The 14,907-nt window shown below is 67.8% G+C and carries 15 protein-coding genes; 11 read left to right on the top strand and 4 right to left on the bottom strand.

Annotated features, from left to right (window positions below; all coding sequences use genetic code 11):
- Position 1 precedes the first annotated feature (1 nt).
- Positions 2-304, bottom strand: coding sequence for a helix-turn-helix transcriptional regulator (locus ACIRJR_RS24755; protein ID WP_403784368.1), 303 nt, complete (start codon positions 302-304; stop codon positions 2-4).
- Between the two features lie 1,312 nt (positions 305-1,616).
- On the opposite strand from ACIRJR_RS24755, the gene cutA reads away from it, so the two are divergent.
- Positions 1,617-1,943: a divalent-cation tolerance protein CutA gene (gene cutA / locus ACIRJR_RS24750; RefSeq protein ID WP_403784366.1), complete on the top strand. Its 327-nt coding sequence runs from the start codon at positions 1,617-1,619 to the stop codon at positions 1,941-1,943.
- 64 nt (positions 1,944-2,007) lie between these two features.
- Here cutA and ACIRJR_RS24745 read toward each other — a convergent pair whose 3' ends face one another.
- Positions 2,008-3,249, bottom strand: coding sequence for a helix-turn-helix transcriptional regulator (locus ACIRJR_RS24745; protein ID WP_403784364.1), 1,242 nt, complete (start codon positions 3,247-3,249; stop codon positions 2,008-2,010).
- A gap of 131 nt (positions 3,250-3,380) precedes the next feature.
- Between ACIRJR_RS24745 and ACIRJR_RS24740 the strand changes: the two genes are divergently transcribed.
- On the top strand, positions 3,381-3,890 hold the full coding sequence (locus tag ACIRJR_RS24740) for an ATP-binding protein (RefSeq protein ID WP_403784362.1): 510 nt from the start codon (positions 3,381-3,383) through the stop codon (positions 3,888-3,890).
- Between the two features lie 62 nt (positions 3,891-3,952).
- Here ACIRJR_RS24740 and ACIRJR_RS24735 read toward each other — a convergent pair whose 3' ends face one another.
- Both ACIRJR_RS24735 and ACIRJR_RS24730 read right to left on the bottom strand, forming a co-directional pair.
- Positions 3,953-4,453 (bottom strand): SAM-dependent methyltransferase, encoded by a 501-nt coding sequence (locus ACIRJR_RS24735; RefSeq protein ID WP_403784360.1) that lies wholly within the window; start codon positions 4,451-4,453, stop codon positions 3,953-3,955.
- A gap of 72 nt (positions 4,454-4,525) precedes the next feature.
- The gene (locus ACIRJR_RS24730; RefSeq protein ID WP_403784358.1) at positions 4,526-5,914 is read right to left on the bottom strand and encodes a Tat pathway signal protein; all 1,389 of its coding nucleotides are present in this window, start codon (positions 5,912-5,914) and stop codon (positions 4,526-4,528) included.
- 189 nt (positions 5,915-6,103) lie between these two features.
- Between ACIRJR_RS24730 and ACIRJR_RS24725 the strand changes: the two genes are divergently transcribed.
- From ACIRJR_RS24725 to ACIRJR_RS24685, 9 genes are all read left to right on the top strand, one after another.
- Positions 6,104-6,601 (top strand): DUF6415 family natural product biosynthesis protein, encoded by a 498-nt coding sequence (locus ACIRJR_RS24725; RefSeq protein WP_403784356.1) that lies wholly within the window; start codon positions 6,104-6,106, stop codon positions 6,599-6,601.
- 234 nt (positions 6,602-6,835) lie between these two features.
- The gene (locus ACIRJR_RS24720) at positions 6,836-8,737 is read left to right on the top strand and encodes a glycoside hydrolase family 15 protein (RefSeq protein WP_403784354.1); all 1,902 of its coding nucleotides are present in this window, start codon (positions 6,836-6,838) and stop codon (positions 8,735-8,737) included.
- Between the two features lie 29 nt (positions 8,738-8,766).
- On the top strand, positions 8,767-10,287 hold the full coding sequence (locus ACIRJR_RS24715; protein WP_403784352.1) for a sensor histidine kinase: 1,521 nt from the start codon (positions 8,767-8,769) through the stop codon (positions 10,285-10,287).
- A gap of 74 nt (positions 10,288-10,361) precedes the next feature.
- Positions 10,362-10,877: a roadblock/LC7 domain-containing protein gene (locus tag ACIRJR_RS24710; protein WP_403784350.1), complete on the top strand. Its 516-nt coding sequence runs from the start codon at positions 10,362-10,364 to the stop codon at positions 10,875-10,877.
- A complete protein-coding gene (locus ACIRJR_RS24705) occupies positions 10,874-11,287 on the top strand; it encodes a DUF742 domain-containing protein (protein WP_403784348.1) in 414 nt (137 codons plus the stop codon). Before ACIRJR_RS24710 ends, ACIRJR_RS24705 begins: the two co-directional genes overlap by 4 nt.
- Before the next feature lie 52 nt (positions 11,288-11,339).
- Positions 11,340-11,969 (top strand): GTP-binding protein, encoded by a 630-nt coding sequence (locus ACIRJR_RS24700; RefSeq protein ID WP_403784346.1) that lies wholly within the window; start codon positions 11,340-11,342, stop codon positions 11,967-11,969.
- Positions 11,969-12,610 (top strand): GAF domain-containing protein, encoded by a 642-nt coding sequence (locus ACIRJR_RS24695; protein WP_403784344.1) that lies wholly within the window; start codon positions 11,969-11,971, stop codon positions 12,608-12,610. Before ACIRJR_RS24700 ends, ACIRJR_RS24695 begins: the two co-directional genes overlap by 1 nt.
- Before the next feature lie 87 nt (positions 12,611-12,697).
- On the top strand, positions 12,698-13,951 hold the full coding sequence (locus tag ACIRJR_RS24690) for an acyl-CoA dehydrogenase family protein (RefSeq protein ID WP_403784342.1): 1,254 nt from the start codon (positions 12,698-12,700) through the stop codon (positions 13,949-13,951).
- Between the two features lie 137 nt (positions 13,952-14,088).
- Positions 14,089-14,808: a hypothetical protein gene (locus ACIRJR_RS24685; RefSeq protein ID WP_403784340.1), complete on the top strand. Its 720-nt coding sequence runs from the start codon at positions 14,089-14,091 to the stop codon at positions 14,806-14,808.
- Positions 14,809-14,907 lie beyond the last annotated feature (99 nt).

Genomic DNA, 14,907 nt, shown 5'->3' with positions numbered 1-14,907 from the left:
GTCAAGCACCAGGGTTACGTCGCTGCGAAGGTGCAGTCAGCGGACTCAAAGCAGGGTTGGAGCGGGAGTCTGCGCATTCCTGCTCATGGATCCAGGCGTCGAGAGCCGTCAGCCGATACGTGACCCGGCCGCGGCGGCCCATGCGGAAGCTCGGCGGCCCCTGCCGGCGGTGCCGCCAGACATAAAGCGTGTGCGGTGATATGCCGAGGTACGCGGCAGCGTCCTTGACGTTGAGGAAGCAGGTGCGTACTGCACCCGCGGGTTCGGGCTTGGCCGGAGGGACGAGCAGTGGACGTGTAGGCATGGAGCGCTTCCTGTGAGGGACGAAATGCAGTGAGACCAGGAGACCTGCGTCCACTACGACTCCACCGCCAAGCACAGTCGAATGTGAACAACTGAATAGTCCTGACGATCGCCGGTTTGGCCAACCGGCGATCGTCGGCTATGTTGCGCGCCGCATCCGGTGAGATCAGCAGGAGAGCCGGGCAACCTAGGCCAGGAAGCCAGTCGATACGAGCGCAGAGCCGGTGACGAGTCGTCTGCTACGAGCAGCAGCGGCAGACGGTTTACGAGGCGGCCAAGCTCCCGCACTATGAGGCGCTTAGAACCATTCGGTGCCCGGGCCGCATACCCCGTCGCGGCCGGCATCAGGGTGCGTCGCAATATGGGCGACAACGGCACGGACGCGGCGGCGTCTTCGCTGCAGCGGCTCCTCACCAAACCTGCCAACCTCGCAGGTGCATACATAGAGTCAGATAAACACCGCTCCATAGTGACGAACACGTCCGGACCATGCGTTCAATCCGCCGAAGACGAAAAATCTAGGGACCGTGAAGTGAGCAGATTGAATATCAGAATCAGACATACGCACCTCCAAGGCGGAAGTCCTGTCAGAGCGGAAGTCTCATGGAGCTGAATTTCTATCCTCCCTTGCTCTACCCATCGAGCAACTCCTCCTCTGGCCTGCTGTTCGCCGGGACGTTGTACGTTGACATGGTCTCGACGGAGATATCCAGTCTTTTGAAGTTCTTTCCCGTCTGCCGTGAGCGAATGCCCAACCTCAGCCGTCAAGGAATCGCTGATCTTGGCCTTGGTGAGACGAAGGGAACAATTCACCGGCACCACGGATCCGTCGCGTTCCTTCGTCGAACAACAGACGAGGGCTGCCTCTGCTCACGCCATGGCAGCCCTCGGGCAGCACCTCTCGCTGCCAAGGGGCCGCATTCAGCCGCCACTCTCCCTCATTGGCGGTTGCGTGCTCCTCTATCGACGTACACACCAGGTTCTGCGTCGGACTGCGCGTAGGCTCAGTTCAGTGACAAACGCCTGGGTTCGCTGCCAAGGGACACGAATGTCTACCGAAAGCCACGTGGGAGCCCTTCTGCCTCGAGCCCCTTGAGGCGCAAAGCAAAGGCCGGCATCTGCATCACGAAGCCTTTACACGAGAGGACCTTCACCGTGGGGTAGAAGCGAAGCGCCACCCCGAATGACGCGCTACCGTCTGACTGATCCAGGCGGTGGGTGAGTCCCGCCCATCGTCACCGTTAGCGACCGACTTTCGGCATGCGCTGGACGGCTGGATAGGGTCGCGGTACCCGAGCTGGAGAGGTAGTTGCATGGCCCACGAGATTGTGATCGCGCAAACGACCAGTAATGACGAGGATCAGGCGAAGGTGCTGGCCCGGGGCGCGGTCGAGAGCAAGTTGGCAGCGGGCGTTCACATCGATGCGCCGATCACCGCCTTCTACTGGTGGAAGGGGAAGGTCGAGACGGCGCAGGAGTGGCGGATCTCGTACATGACTACGACGGACCGCCTCCCGGTGCTGGAGGCGTGGCTGCACGAGAAGCACCCCTATGACGTCCCCCAGTGGATCACGCTGCCCGTGACCGGTGGGTCGGAGGCGTACCTGTCCTGGGTAGTTGAGGAGACGGCACAGGACTGAGGAGCGTCGGGCCGGCCATACGATGTTCGCGACCTGGGCTTGCTCGCCTACCACGCGAGGAAGCTCAGGAGGCGAACTGCTGCAGGTGGACGGCGAGTTCCTGCTCGCTGTCGGGGAGGGAGGCTGCCATAGCCGCCGCACGCTCCCTGCCCATCGTGTTGGGCTTAGCCTGTGCCGCAGACGCGAACTGGCGTGCCACGTAGATCCCTTGGTCGACGTCACCTCCACGCAGCAGAGCCGAAGCGAGATCTCCGAGGACCACAACGCCTCCGTCCGGGAGTTCAGCTCCGAGACGGTGGACTGCGGTGTCGGCTGTAGCGGTGAGTTCGGGACGCCGCAACCGCCCGTATACGGAGAGAGCCAACGAGTCCATGCGGTACGGGGTCACGAACCGAACCCACGCCTGCTCGCTGGCGTGATCCGCGAAGTCGTAAGCGAAGCGCGCTCGGTCCAACGCCCGGAGCGCTCCCGTCTCGTCGCCGGCTGCCGCAGCTTCCTCCGCGTGCCTACCGAGGACCCAGGCGGCAGCAGTAGCGTTGCCGTAGCCTCGCACGTCGTTGGCCGCCTGGGAAAGGAACTCCAACTTCACCTTCGGCGTTGAAGCGCCGTAGCTGGCGTAGGTCAGGGCCAGGGCTCGGAGTGGAGGGTGTCCAGCGGTGGCCGCGCACTGCGACGTGACCTTGTAGTAGGCATCGGCTTTGTCGAGCTCGCCAAGGTCCCAGGCCACCCAACCAGCCAGGGCAGCCGTTTCTCCGGCTGCGAGAGTGAGAGCCCGTTCGTGCTCGCCGGCACGAGGCAGAGCGGCGGTGATCGCGTCAAGATGTGACTCGACCGTGCTTTGTAGTCGCCGGGCGCTGAGGTTGAGTTCCTGGACGTGCAGTTCAGCAGCCCGGTCGATGAGCGCGACGGCGGAGGGCGAATCGATCATGGACCCCTTACCGAGGGCGAGGGCGAGTCGCCCCCAGGGCTCGGCAGCCGCGCTCACGCCAATAGCAGCGCCACCCAGCAGTGTGCGACGCTTCACGGCGTCCTGGTCCTCCCCTGCATTGGCATACCCCATTCTCTTGCGAGCGCGGGCAGCCTTTGCCTCCCGACGTAGTTCCTCGAAGGGGACACCGCAGGCCGCCGCGATGTGGCCGATTGTGTGATTGGTAGGGACGTTCTCGAAGTTCTCATAGCGGCTGATCTCTCGGCGGGTCATGGTGTCCCGGCCGGAGACAGCGTTGATCGCGTCTGCCTGCTCCTCCTGCGTCCGGCCCGCATCCTGCCGAAGCCGTAGGAGAAGGTCGGCGAACGGATCTGGCATGAGTGTGACCTCTATTGGTGGGCGGAATCCAATCATGACCTCAATTCCCCCTCCAGTTTCCCCCCTTGACAGAATTTTCCCCCGCGGGATTCCCCTGGTCGACGGCGTCTCCGCGCGATGCGATAGCCCCCATGACCAGGCTCCAAGAAGCACCCCCGCCCGACAGGGGCATCCGAGGCTCTGCGGCCACAGCAGGCGTGTCATACGTGAGGTCAGTTCAGGAGGACCGACGCAGCACATCAGCATGGGCAGAAGTACCCGCGGCATCCCATGCCTGTCAGGCTGCCTTGCTCCCTGACCTCAGGGTAGTTGCGGTGATGCCGCAGGTAGCCAGGGCGTTCCTGCGGCGGTGCCGTGTTTCGAAGCCGGTGGCAGAGTTCGTTGTACTGGCCGTCTCGGAGCTGGTCACCAACGCGGTGATTCACGGTGAGGGCGAAGTCATCGTCCAGATCACGGTGGCCGGCGACGTAGTGCGCGTCTCCGTAACCGACCACAACCCGGTGCCAGCAGCACTCAAGGAGGCCGGACGCGACCGTGAATCGGGGCGCGGGATCCGGCTTGTCGACGCGATATCAGACGCGTGGGAGAGCAACGGCGAGGAGACGTGGTGTGAGTTCCGGGACGCGAGGGCTGCGGCTTGAGTCAGACCTCCAGCTGGTCCTCGACCATGCGAATGACGAGTAGCGCAACTCAGTCACTCCCGCTACGCAGAGCGCTCCGAGGGCCGTTCCGTTGCCTTCGCCCAGTAGTGCGGTTCAAGCATCTCGCCAGGCCATGCCGGCTGACAGATCGGGCCCCGAGGCCCCATCTGCTCGAAATACGGCGCCAGGTCAATCACCGGCGTCCCTTCAACGGCGTCGAGATCGGTGACCAAGAGGTCCCGACCTTCGACCTTCAGCAACCGCGGGTAACTGATCGCCAGTTGGTTGGGGCGCCGGTGGTTGCGGTGGACGAACGTACCGGTCGCCGGCCAGTTCTGGTTTCCCCGAGGACTGCGCGCATGGAGCTGGACATCTTCGGGTCCCGCCAAGTGGAAGCGCCAGGTCACGACCAGGTGAGAGAACTCCTCAATTCCTTGCAAGGTCTCGAGCGGATACGCGTCGTCGAGCCTGATGATCGATTCGACCGCGCCTTGATAGTCGTCCTGAACGCGGGTGTGGCCCCCGACGACCGTTGCAATCGATTCGACCTCGTACGTCACCATCAGCGCTCGTTCCTCTCCCTGGGCGTAGCGCGTGCGGCGGCCTCCGGCCGGCGCCGCGGATCTGCTAGTCGGTCAGCTTATGGCGCGCAGCATGTCTCGCCCTCGCCGGTCCAGTTCGGCGACGTGGCGACCGCCGCGTTGGCGGACGGGCGAGAGGTCGCTCTGCATGCGGACGATGACGTCGCGGGCGCGGCCGGACTGGACGCCGACCATGGCGTCGAGGGCCCGGTTCCAGGTGGCACACGCCTCGTCGAGGCGTCCCTGCTGTACCTGGACGGCGCCGAGGTAGCCGAGGGTCACGCTGTGGGTGCGGGCGTATTGCTGTCGGCGGCGGGTGGCAACGCTGCGCTGGAAGTGGATCTCCGCGTCCAGCGGCTGGCCCAGGTCGCGCAGGGCGCAGGCGGTCTCATGGGCCAGGGAGGCTTCTTGGAAGAAGCCCACACGGCTGGGGGCATCGTTGTTGTCTGCGTGGGAGAGATCCTGCTCTGCACGGCTAATGGCCGCGAGGGTGCCGGCGCGGTCGCCGTCTGCCGCGAGGGCTCGGGAGTGAACGATCGCGAGCAGAGCCCTCTCGCGGTGGCTAGCCTGGCCGTACCGGTCGCGGGACATGGATGCTTCGGCCAGGGCGAGCGCTCGCCGAGGGTGCCCGAGGTCCACAGCTTGGTGCGCGAGAGCGCGAAGGATGTGACCCCCGAGCGGCCCGTCGCCCGCCTCGGCCGCGATGCGGGCCGCCAGGGTGAGATAGCGCTGGGCGGTGCGGTGCTCGGAGGCGTCGAAAGCCATCCACCCCGCCAGGTAGGTCATCTCCGCAACGGCCGAGTACGTGTCGCGACGGACCTGCTCCGTGCGGAACCTGCTGCCGAGCAGGGGCACCGTTTCGTCGCGAAGGTGGCCGGCGAGGGCCGAGCGCCCCGCGGCTCCACCGCGCTGCTGGTCCCGAGCGGAGTAGAAGGTCGTCAGGTCGCGGACATCATCGATGTCGGCCTGGGTCACCAGCCGGGGGGACACTGCTGGGCGCTTCGCCGCTGCGTTAGGGGCGGCTGCCCACCACGAAGCGGTGGGCAATGCGAGGCCGGCGGCCGAGTACGCGGTCGTCGCCAGCAGCTTGCGTCGGTGCATATCGAGGTCGTCGCTTCCAAGCTCGGCGAGCACGGTCAGAGGGTCGACGCTCCAGTCGGAACCGCTGTCGGTCGTGCCTGCCGGCTCGCCTTCCAGCCCGAGGTCAGCCAAGGTGAGGCGGCGGCCGAGCCTGCGGGACAGCGTCTCGCGAAGGATATGGGGCGCCCTTCCACTCGGCCGCGTTCCCTGGACCCACATGGCGATGTGCGAGCGGGAGATGGCCTCCAGCTCACGCGCGCCGCTCTCCGCGGCCACGCGGGCGACCGCGGCGGCTGCTTGGGGCTGCGACCAGCTCGCTTCCCGCAGGAGTGCGGCGAGGGCGACGTTTCGCTCACGGGCCATGGGCTGCCCCTCGGTTCCGAAATGATCTTTGACGCCTTTGACGGCCTTGACCGCCGTGCAGGCATACCCCTCGGCGGGGATTCGCGGTTCGCTCAACGTAGCGGCCCGATCACTCACATTGCACGTCAACCGTCGCCACCCTACGGCGAACTTCACTCAACTTGGCTTGATCCAAACAGGAGTTGTGTCATGCGTCTCTCGCTGGTCCTGCATCGGGAAGCCTGTTACCGCGATGGTCGAGGCAGGCGGGGCTACATCGCCATGGGGCCGGCCGATGTGCAGCGAGATCAAGCGGTTGCCGCGGCGGAGACGGTGTCGCTGGTGCTGGGCGAGGACTCGCCGCTGCCGGAGAGCGCCAGTGATGTGGAGGAACTAGCGGTGCGCCTTCGCGGTCACATCAGCCAACTTGGGTTCGTGGCCCCGCCAGAGTCGTCAGCGCTACGCGGTGCGCAGCAGCTCGGTTCGGCGGGTGTCCCCGACGGCTACATGCCCGGCAGGGTGCATCTGGTCAAGCTGGCGGAGGCAACCCAGGCACTTATCGCTGCCGTGCAAGCCCACGGCTTTACTCCCGTGAGGCAGCGGCGGAGACGGCGTTGGTGGAAGCCGCGGATCAACGTGCTGCGCGGCTCGGTCTTCGCTCTTGCCTTCGCCTGCTTGGTTCTGGCCGCGTCGGTGCCCCGGGCATGACCGTCACCGGGGCAGTTCTGATCGCGTTGATTCTCGGCCCCGTGGCGTGGCTGGTCCTGTGCAGTGGTCGAGGAACCCGCCGCACCGCTTCACGGGACGAGAACCACACGCCGAGGCAGATCGAACTTCCTCCACACCGGTAGCCACCGGAGTTCCTCCTTACCGACAGTTCCCGGCCGCTACGGCGGCCCCGAAGCCATCCCCGGATTCTCGGGGCCTACGGAGATCCACACGATGACTCGCCTTCCGCGTATCGAGCAGTACGGCCTGATCGGCGACATGCAGACCAGCGCTCACGTCTGCAACGACGGCTCGATCGACTGGCTGTGCCTGCCTCGCTTCGACTCACCGGCCGTCTTCGCCGGCCTGCTCGGCACCCAGAAACACGGCTCCTGGCAGATCGCTCCGGTCCTATCTGCTGGCCGATCCGACGTCGGAGCGGTCGCCGAGCGCCGGTACTGCGGTGACTCGCTCGTCCTCGAATCGCTGTGGCGCACCCCGGCCGGATCGGTCCGGGTGTTCGACTTCATGCCGCCGCGCGACGGGGCACCGCAGGTGATCCGGATCGTCGAGGGCGTGACCGGCGAGGTGGAGATGGTCTCAGCTCTGCGTCCTCGGCCGGGGTACGGCAGCGTCAGCCCGTGGATCCACGAGGCCGGGGGCCGCATGGTCGCGGAGGCCGGCGCGGATGCCCTGTGGCTCGACACGGGCGTCCAGCAGGCGGAGAAGGACGGCGTCATCGTCAGTGCCTTCGCCGTCGCCGCGGGGCAGAGCGTGGCGTTCGTGCTCAGTTGGTGCCCCTCCCACGCAGCCGCACCGGAGGTTCCCGACCCGGAGGCCGCGCTCGCCGAGACGCTCGCCTTCTGGCAGGACTGGACGCAGGAATGCACCTACGAGGGGCCCTACCGCGAGGCAGTGGTCGGTTCCTCGATCGCGCTGAAGGCGATGACGTATGCGCCGAGCGGCGGGATCGTCGCGGCGCCGACCACGTCGCTGCCCGAGGAGATCGGCGGCGGACGGAACTGGGACTACCGCTTCACCTGGCTGCGCGACGCCTCGACCTCCCTGGCCGCGCTGCTGGGGACCGGATACCGGCAGGAGGCCCAGGCGTGGAGGCGGTGGCTGTTGCGGGCGGTGGCCGGTGATCCGGAAAACCTGCAGATCATGTACGGGATCACCGGCGAGCGTGATCTGCGGGAGCGGGAGCTGCCCTGGCTCTCGGGGTACGAGGGATCAACCCCGGTGCGGGTCGGGAACGGGGCGGCGGACCAGCTGCAACTCGACGTGTACGGAGAGTTGATCGAGACCCTCTACCTCGCCCACCAGAGCGGTGTCGCCCATTGCGCCGACACCGCGGCCCTGCACCAGCGGCTCATCGAGCACCTGGCCCAGCGCTGGCAGGAACCCGACGAGGGAATCTGGGAGATCCGCGGGGCACGCCAGCATTTCGTCCACTCCAAGGTAATGGCCTGGGTGGCCATCGACCGCACCATTCGCCTGGCCGAGGCCGGCGCCCTGGCGCTGGATCCGGGCCCTCTGGTCGAGCTGCGCGAGAGGATCCACCGCGAAGTCTGCACCGAGGGGTTCGACCCGGAGCGCAACACCTTTACCCAGTCCTACGGCTCGCAGGAACTGGACGCCGCCACGCTGTTGATCCCCCGGGTCGGCTTTCTTCCGCCCGACGATCCCCGCGTCATCGGCACCGTGGACGCCGTGCGCCGGGAGCTGTCCACGCCGGACGGGCTCGTGCGCCGGTACCCGACGATCGGCAACCACGCCGGGGTGGACGGCCTGATGGGCGATGAGGGCACCTTCGTCCTCTGCTCTTTCTGGCTCGTGGATGCCCTGGCCCTGACCGGCCGCCTGGATGAGGCCCACGCCCTGTTCGAACGTCTTCTCGCGCTGCGCAACGACCTCGGCCTCCTCGCCGAGGAGTACGACCCCATCCAGCAGCGCCAACTCGGGAACTTTCCGCAGGCGTTCAGCCACATGGGCCTGATCCAGAGTGCTCTGCTCCTGCAGCAGCTGGCGACACAGTCCTCTTCTCACCGAGGCTCGGTGGCGGTTCCGGCGCCCCGTTCCCCCTCATGTGGGCCGCAACAGAACCGCAAGGCCCTGACGTCGCAGTACGCCTAGCCGCCCCTATTCCACTGACGAGGATTCCCATGCCTGACAGCCCGTTCCCGAGACGGCCGACCGCGACCGGCCACCGCCGCCGGCGGTCGCCACGGACCGATGCCTTCACGGTGCACTGTGTCCGTCGTGCTGTGGTGCTGCCCCTGCTGCTTCTTGCGGGCCTGCTGGGCGTCGCCTTCGCCGTCTGGTCGACGGCTGCGGTGGCTCTCGGCTGGCTCCTGGTCGGCCTGGTCTGCGGACTGACCGGGGTCGCACTGGTAGCGGCCCGCGGAGTGCGTACGGCCGCCGAATCCGTGCAGACAGCCGCAGAGGAACGGCGAGCTGCGGTGCTGACCGCCGTCACGGGAGCTGCGGCGGCCGTCGAGAAGTCGGTGGCGTGGTCGGCGGACGAACTGTGCCGAGGGGCACGACCGCCGCTGCCGGACATGCAGATGCCGCAGCCGGCCAGTGCGACCGCAGAGATCGACAAGGCGCTCAGTGCACTCCAGTTGCAGTCCGTCGCCTCGCTGATACGCGTGCACGACGAGTCCCAGTCCGTCGTCCTTCTGGAAGTGCTACGCCGCTTGGCCACACGGGAGCACGCCCTGGTCGGTAAGGCCCTGGCGGCACTCAGTCAGCTGGAGATGCTGACCGACGACCCGGAGCTGCTGTCAAAGATCTTCGAGATCGATCACCTCGTGACGCGGATGCGTCGTCAGGTGGAGAGCACGGCGGTGCTGGGCGGACAGTCCTTGCGCAGCGTGCGCCGACCGGTGCCCATCACGACCACACTGCGTGGTGCGGTCTCCGAAGTGGTGCAGTATCCGCGCGTGGTGGTCGCGGCCGGTTCCGTGGGGGGTGAGCTGGGGCTTCCCGGACACGTGGGTCCGGACCTGACGCACCTGCTGGCCGAGCTGATCGAGAACGCCTGCGAGTGCTCCGACCCGGCAACGAAGGTGACGGTGCGGGCGCAGCGAGTGCCGAACGGCCTGGCGGTCGAGGTCGAGGACAGGGCCATCCCTATGCACCCGCAGACCCGTGCACGGATGAATCATCTGCTCAAGGCCCCCAATGAGGTCGATGTCAGCGGTCAGGTGCGAGACGGACAGCTCGGCTTGCTGGTCGCCGCGAAGATCGCCCAGTCACACGGACTGTCCGTTCTCCTGCAAGAGAACGTGACGGGAGGCACGACGGCTCTGGTCGTCATTCCGGCCCGGCTCCTCGTAGCGATTCCCCCTGTCGGCGACGCGGGCGCTCGACGCCGGGAAACACGCCCCTCCACACTCCCGCCACGGCAGGCTGCCGCAGCACCGGCTGCCCCTTCTGCAGGACAGGTCCAGCGCCCGATCACCGTGGGCCCGCCGGGAGCCGACGTGGCGGGGCGCGCTGCTCCAGCGCCCGATCTTCCCCGGCGTACACGGCAGGCAGGGACCTTCCCTCCACCACGTGAGCGGGAGCAAGCCCCCGCGACAGCGGCGACGCCAGGGCTCGCAGCCGCCTTCCGCACCGGCATCAAGGCCGGCGGGGCCGCCGGTTCTCCTCCAGCCTCGGCCGAGCAGCCCAGGCCCTGACTATCACCCGTCCCCTCCGCGTTCCCAGTGGCCCGGACATATCCGCCGGCCCTTTCCCTTCTGGAGCAATCCCTATGAGCACCCACCCCGAGATGAACCCGACGACCGGCGTCGCGCCCGCATCCGAGACGACGGCCAGCCATCAGCGGGATGACATGGCCTGGCTGCTGCGGCAGTTCGCCAACGACGCTCCGGGCGTCACGCACGCCGTCCTGCTGTCGCGGGACGGGCTGCGGCTACTGGACAGCGACATCGACAAGGACTGGGCGGACGAACTGTCGGCCGCGCTCAGCGGAGTGGCCTCCCTCGCGTCGAATACCACCGGCCCCAGCCGCCAGAAGCTGCCGGCCCGGCAGGTCATCATCGAGCGCGACGACTGCCTGTTCTTCATCCAGAGCGCCGGTCGCAGCGCGGCCTTCGACGACCACCCCGGCAACGAACGCGGTGAGGTGGACACCGTCCTCGTCGTCATCACTGCCCCGGACGCCGACGCCGGGCCTGTCGGATTCGAGACGGGGCGCCTTATCCAGAAGTTTGCCCCCTACATGCAGATCCCTGTCCGCGTCGGCACAGGTGGTGAGTCCCGGTGAGCACCCGCCGCGATGCGGCCGAGGACTCGACGTTCGTGCGGACCTACACGCTGACGCGCGGGCGCACCAGGCCGCGGCACCTGCTGGGCCTGGACACCGTGCTGGACGCCGGCCCCGGACGGCCCGGCCTGGGCCAGGCCGAGGAATGCGAAGAGATCCTCGCCCTGTGCCGGGGTCACCGACGCTCGGTGACCGAGCTGGCGGGACGGCTCGGTCGCCCCGTCACCGCCGTCAAGATCCTCGTCTCGGACCTCCTGGACTCCCAAGCCCTGGTCATCTCTGTCACCGCCGCCTACGCCCCCTCCAACGCAAACGCAGATGAGCGTCCCACCACCCACCTATTGGCGGCCCTCTCAGTGGCCCTGAAAAGGAAGTTTCCCGATGCCATCGCCTACCGCCAGGCCGGATGACCCGCCTGTGGGCTTGCCGACTTCGGCGCCCTCGCATGCTGGTGCACCGACCGTGCTGAAGATCGTGATCGCCGGGGGTTTCGGCGCCGGCAAGACCACCGCCGTGGGCGCGGTCAGCGAGATCACGCCGCTGAGCACGGAGGAGTACCTGACCGAGGCGAGCACGGACGTGGACAGCCTGGAAGGCGTCGAGGCAAAGCAGACCACCACGGTCGCCTTCGACTTCGGCCGCCTCAGCCTCCCCGACGCGCCCGTACCTCTGGAGCTGTTCCTGTTCGGCACGCCCGGCCAGGACCGGTTCGTCGACCTCTGGTACGACCTCTCCCGGGGAGCCGTCGGCGCGGTCGTCCTGGTCGACACCCGCCGCCTGGAGAGCAGCTTCACCCCCGTGAGCTTTTTCGAGGACATCGGCCTGCCCTTCGTCGTCGCCGTGAACCACTTCGACGGAGCCCACCGCTACCACCCCGAACAGGTCCGCGCCGCCCTCGACCTGCCCGCCTCTGTACCGGTGGTCACCGACGTTTCGCCCCGCTGGGCGGTTGGGGTGAGGGCGACCTCGTGGGACGCCCGCAATCCGAGCCACGTCGCCGGGGTCCTACTGACCCTCGTCGGCCACGCGGTGCAGAACGCACCGGCAGGACCCGCTCGCCCCACATCCACCACCACCCTCCAGGACGCCTGATGTCATATCAGCCCAACGCCCCCCACCTCGTGCCCCAGGCCGCCCCGCTCGCGCTGTCCTTGCCGCAACGCGGCATGTGCAACGGCACCCACGGGCTGTCCATCCCGGCCGGCGCCGCCGTCACCGGCCCGCAGGCCCGGCAGGCGACCGAACTGGCTCAGCGGTACGAGCTGCTGGAGCGCCTGGGCCTGTCCACCGCTCCCAGCGAGGACTTTGACGAGCTGGCCCGCGACATGGCCGAGGAGGCCGGGTTCCTGTACGGGTTCGTCAATCTGTTCCTGGAGGAGCAGACCTTCGTCGGACTGCACCAGCCCCCCGCGGACAGCGGATACGTCATCGTCGGCCGCACCATGAGCCACGACCACGGCTGGTGCCCGGAGGTCGTGGCCCGCAAGAAGGCTCTCCCGCTGCACGACGTGCACGCCAGCCCGCGCTTCAGCGGCAACCACGTGGTCGACGCGGTCGGCATCCGCTCCTACTTCGGCGCACCGCTCATCCACGAGAGCGGCACCGTGCTGGGCACGGTCTGCGTCATCGACCCCGAGAAGCGGCCCCTGAGCGAGGCCCGACGGCTCAGAGACATCGTCATCACCGCCGGCACGCAGGTGATGGACCGCATCGCCCCCGCGCCCGTCCGCTAGACCCGTTCCACCGCCCCCACCCGGGAGCCGCTAGCGATCCCCGGCCGCTCCACCGCGCGACCTTCATCCAGGGAGAGGGAGACGACCATGCCCGCCAAACCCGCCACACCGCCTCCGGCGCTGCGTCCTTATCTCACCGCCCGCCACGAACTGCTGTGGAACGAGGCGGACGCCTTCGCGGTCGAGTACGTCGCGCCGCGCGCCGTGCGGATGGAAGCCGCTCCGGGCAGGGTGGAGCGCAAGGTCGCCGATCTGATGGCCGCGCGGGGCTGGTTCGCCGTCACTGTCCCGCCCGTCTTCGGCGGTCTGGGCGCCGGTCATGTGGCCAAGACGGTTCTGATCCACCGCATCGGCTGCGTCTCGGCGGCTGCCGCAGCCATCCTGCAGGCCACCCTGATCCCCGTCGGCGCCCTGTTGCACTTCGCCACCGATGACCAGAAAGGCCGCTGGCTGCCGGGGGTGGCGGACGGTTCGCTGCTCCTGTCGATCGCGGTGACCGAACCGACCGCCGGCGGGCACATCGGCGGGATCGAGACCACAGCCAAGCGCGACGGCAACGAGTGGGTGATCACCGGCAGCAAGGTTCACATCGGCAACAGCCATCTCGCGGGAGCCCACCTCGTGATCGCCCGGACCGCCGAGGCAGGCGTGCGTACCTCCCATGCGCTGACCGCATTCATGGTCGAATCCGATCGCCCCGGACTCTCCGTCGCCGACCACCGCCCTGGCCTCGGCCTGCACGGCTTCTCCGCCGGCCGCCTCGACCTCGACCACGTCCGCGTTCCCATGGACAACGTGGTCGGCGAAACCGGCCAGGGGTTGAGCGTGGCCCAGAGCAGCAGCATCCTGTACGGCCGTCCCAACTTGGCCGCCGTCAGCCTGGGCATCCACGAGGCGGTCGCCGCCACCACGACCTCCTACCTGAAGACCCGGCCCCGCTACCGGGGCGCCCTGTCCGATCTGCCGGTCCTGCGGGACCGCGTCGGCGACATGGAGGCCCGCCTGCGCGCTGCACGCATCCTGGCCTACCAGTCCGTGCACCTCCTCGACCAGGGCCTGTCCTGCGACGCCGAGCTGATCAACGCGAAGTACCTGGGCCACCAGTGGGCCATGACGTCCGCCCAGGACGCCATGGAACTACACGGCGCCCACGCCTTCGACCGCGAGTACGTCCTCCAGCGCCTGTGGCGCGACATCCAGCACACCCACCCCCCGGCCGGAACCGGCGAAGTCCAGCGCATACGCCTCGCCGACGCCGCCTTCGACGAAGACCACATCCAGTGGTCCGAGCGCCTGGCCGCCGAAGCCGCCTGGGCGCAACCCGACCCCAGCGCCGCATGAGCCCCCGTGCACGGCGGCACCCCGTGAATCCAAACCGCCGTGCACGGGCCCCTGTCGTCGGCCCCCGTCCCCCGCAGGGGCCGGCGACACCCCATCCGGTAACCGTCAACCCAGCCAAGAAAGAGACGACCGCACCCATGATCCAGCCGGCACAACCAGAAGTGCCCCAACCGGCAGCCCCGCTACAGCAGCTCCTGGACGGCGCAGTGCGCGAGGCATACTTCGCCGCAAACGTCGACGTCCCGGAACACGGCACAGCTCTGAGCCTGACGGTGCACAGCAGCGACGCGCCGTTCGACCGCACCGTCGAAGCTGCCACCGCATGGATGACCAGCACGGGCATCGACGGGACCGCCGCCTACAACGAGACCGGCTTCATCGTCATCACGATGACCACGGCCGCCGCCGTCCACCAGCTCATCGCCGTCCTCCTGAACCCCCACATCCGCGCCCGCACCACCGCGGCCCAACTGACCCACCTACTCCAGACCCAGGACCTGATGAGCGGAATCACCACACTCGGTGTCCGGGCCATAGAACTGACGCTCGCCGACGACGATGACCTGGACACGGCGATCAGGTTCGCCGCTCTCCTCGGCGCACCAGGGATCGCTGTCGCCCTTGTCCCGCACCGTCCCGACCGCCTGTTCTGTTTGGCTGAACGAATCAAGTGGCTGGTGAGGGGCGCCGTCGGATCCGCGGTCAGCGCGACTGCGGATCCCGGGTGCGCGCACGCCCCGGACCAGATCACACTCCGGCTGACCATCGAACAAACGAACGCTCTCCTTCAGCGCCAATGCCACTTTTCTGATCACGGCGCTCAAGCCTCCAGCATCGGCCGCGGGCCCGGGGCTTGAGCACGCCGGTCCAGGCACCACGCTCCCAGCACAGTTCACCTCCGCCTTCATCACTCGCCCTGTCCCGCAGGTTCCTCGCTTTCACACAGCGACGGAACG

Origin of the sequence: Streptomyces sp. NPDC102402, from assembly GCF_044765765.1 — a bacterium.
Taxonomy (GTDB): Bacteria; Actinomycetota; Actinomycetes; order Streptomycetales; family Streptomycetaceae; genus Streptomyces.
Note: the sequence above shows the minus strand (reverse complement) of the source record. Positions and strands in the feature narration are given on the sequence as shown.

Coding starts and splice junctions, on each gene's coding strand:
- ACIRJR_RS24755 (WP_403784368.1), bottom strand. CDS start 304: ATGCCTACACGTCCACTGCTCGTCCCTCCGGCCAAGCCCGAACCCGCG.
- cutA (WP_403784366.1), top strand. CDS start 1,617: ATGGCCCACGAGATTGTGATCGCGCAAACGACCAGTAATGACGAGGAT.
- ACIRJR_RS24745 (WP_403784364.1), bottom strand. CDS start 3,249: ATGCCAGATCCGTTCGCCGACCTTCTCCTACGGCTTCGGCAGGATGCG.
- ACIRJR_RS24740 (WP_403784362.1), top strand. CDS start 3,381: ATGACCAGGCTCCAAGAAGCACCCCCGCCCGACAGGGGCATCCGAGGC.
- ACIRJR_RS24735 (WP_403784360.1), bottom strand. CDS start 4,453: ATGGTGACGTACGAGGTCGAATCGATTGCAACGGTCGTCGGGGGCCAC.
- ACIRJR_RS24730 (WP_403784358.1), bottom strand. CDS start 5,914: ATGGCCCGTGAGCGAAACGTCGCCCTCGCCGCACTCCTGCGGGAAGCG.
- ACIRJR_RS24725 (WP_403784356.1), top strand. CDS start 6,104: ATGCGTCTCTCGCTGGTCCTGCATCGGGAAGCCTGTTACCGCGATGGT.
- ACIRJR_RS24720 (WP_403784354.1), top strand. CDS start 6,836: ATGACTCGCCTTCCGCGTATCGAGCAGTACGGCCTGATCGGCGACATG.
- ACIRJR_RS24715 (WP_403784352.1), top strand. CDS start 8,767: ATGCCTGACAGCCCGTTCCCGAGACGGCCGACCGCGACCGGCCACCGC.
- ACIRJR_RS24710 (WP_403784350.1), top strand. CDS start 10,362: ATGAGCACCCACCCCGAGATGAACCCGACGACCGGCGTCGCGCCCGCA.
- ACIRJR_RS24695 (WP_403784344.1), top strand. CDS start 11,969: ATGTCATATCAGCCCAACGCCCCCCACCTCGTGCCCCAGGCCGCCCCG.
- ACIRJR_RS24690 (WP_403784342.1), top strand. CDS start 12,698: ATGCCCGCCAAACCCGCCACACCGCCTCCGGCGCTGCGTCCTTATCTC.
- ACIRJR_RS24685 (WP_403784340.1), top strand. CDS start 14,089: ATGATCCAGCCGGCACAACCAGAAGTGCCCCAACCGGCAGCCCCGCTA.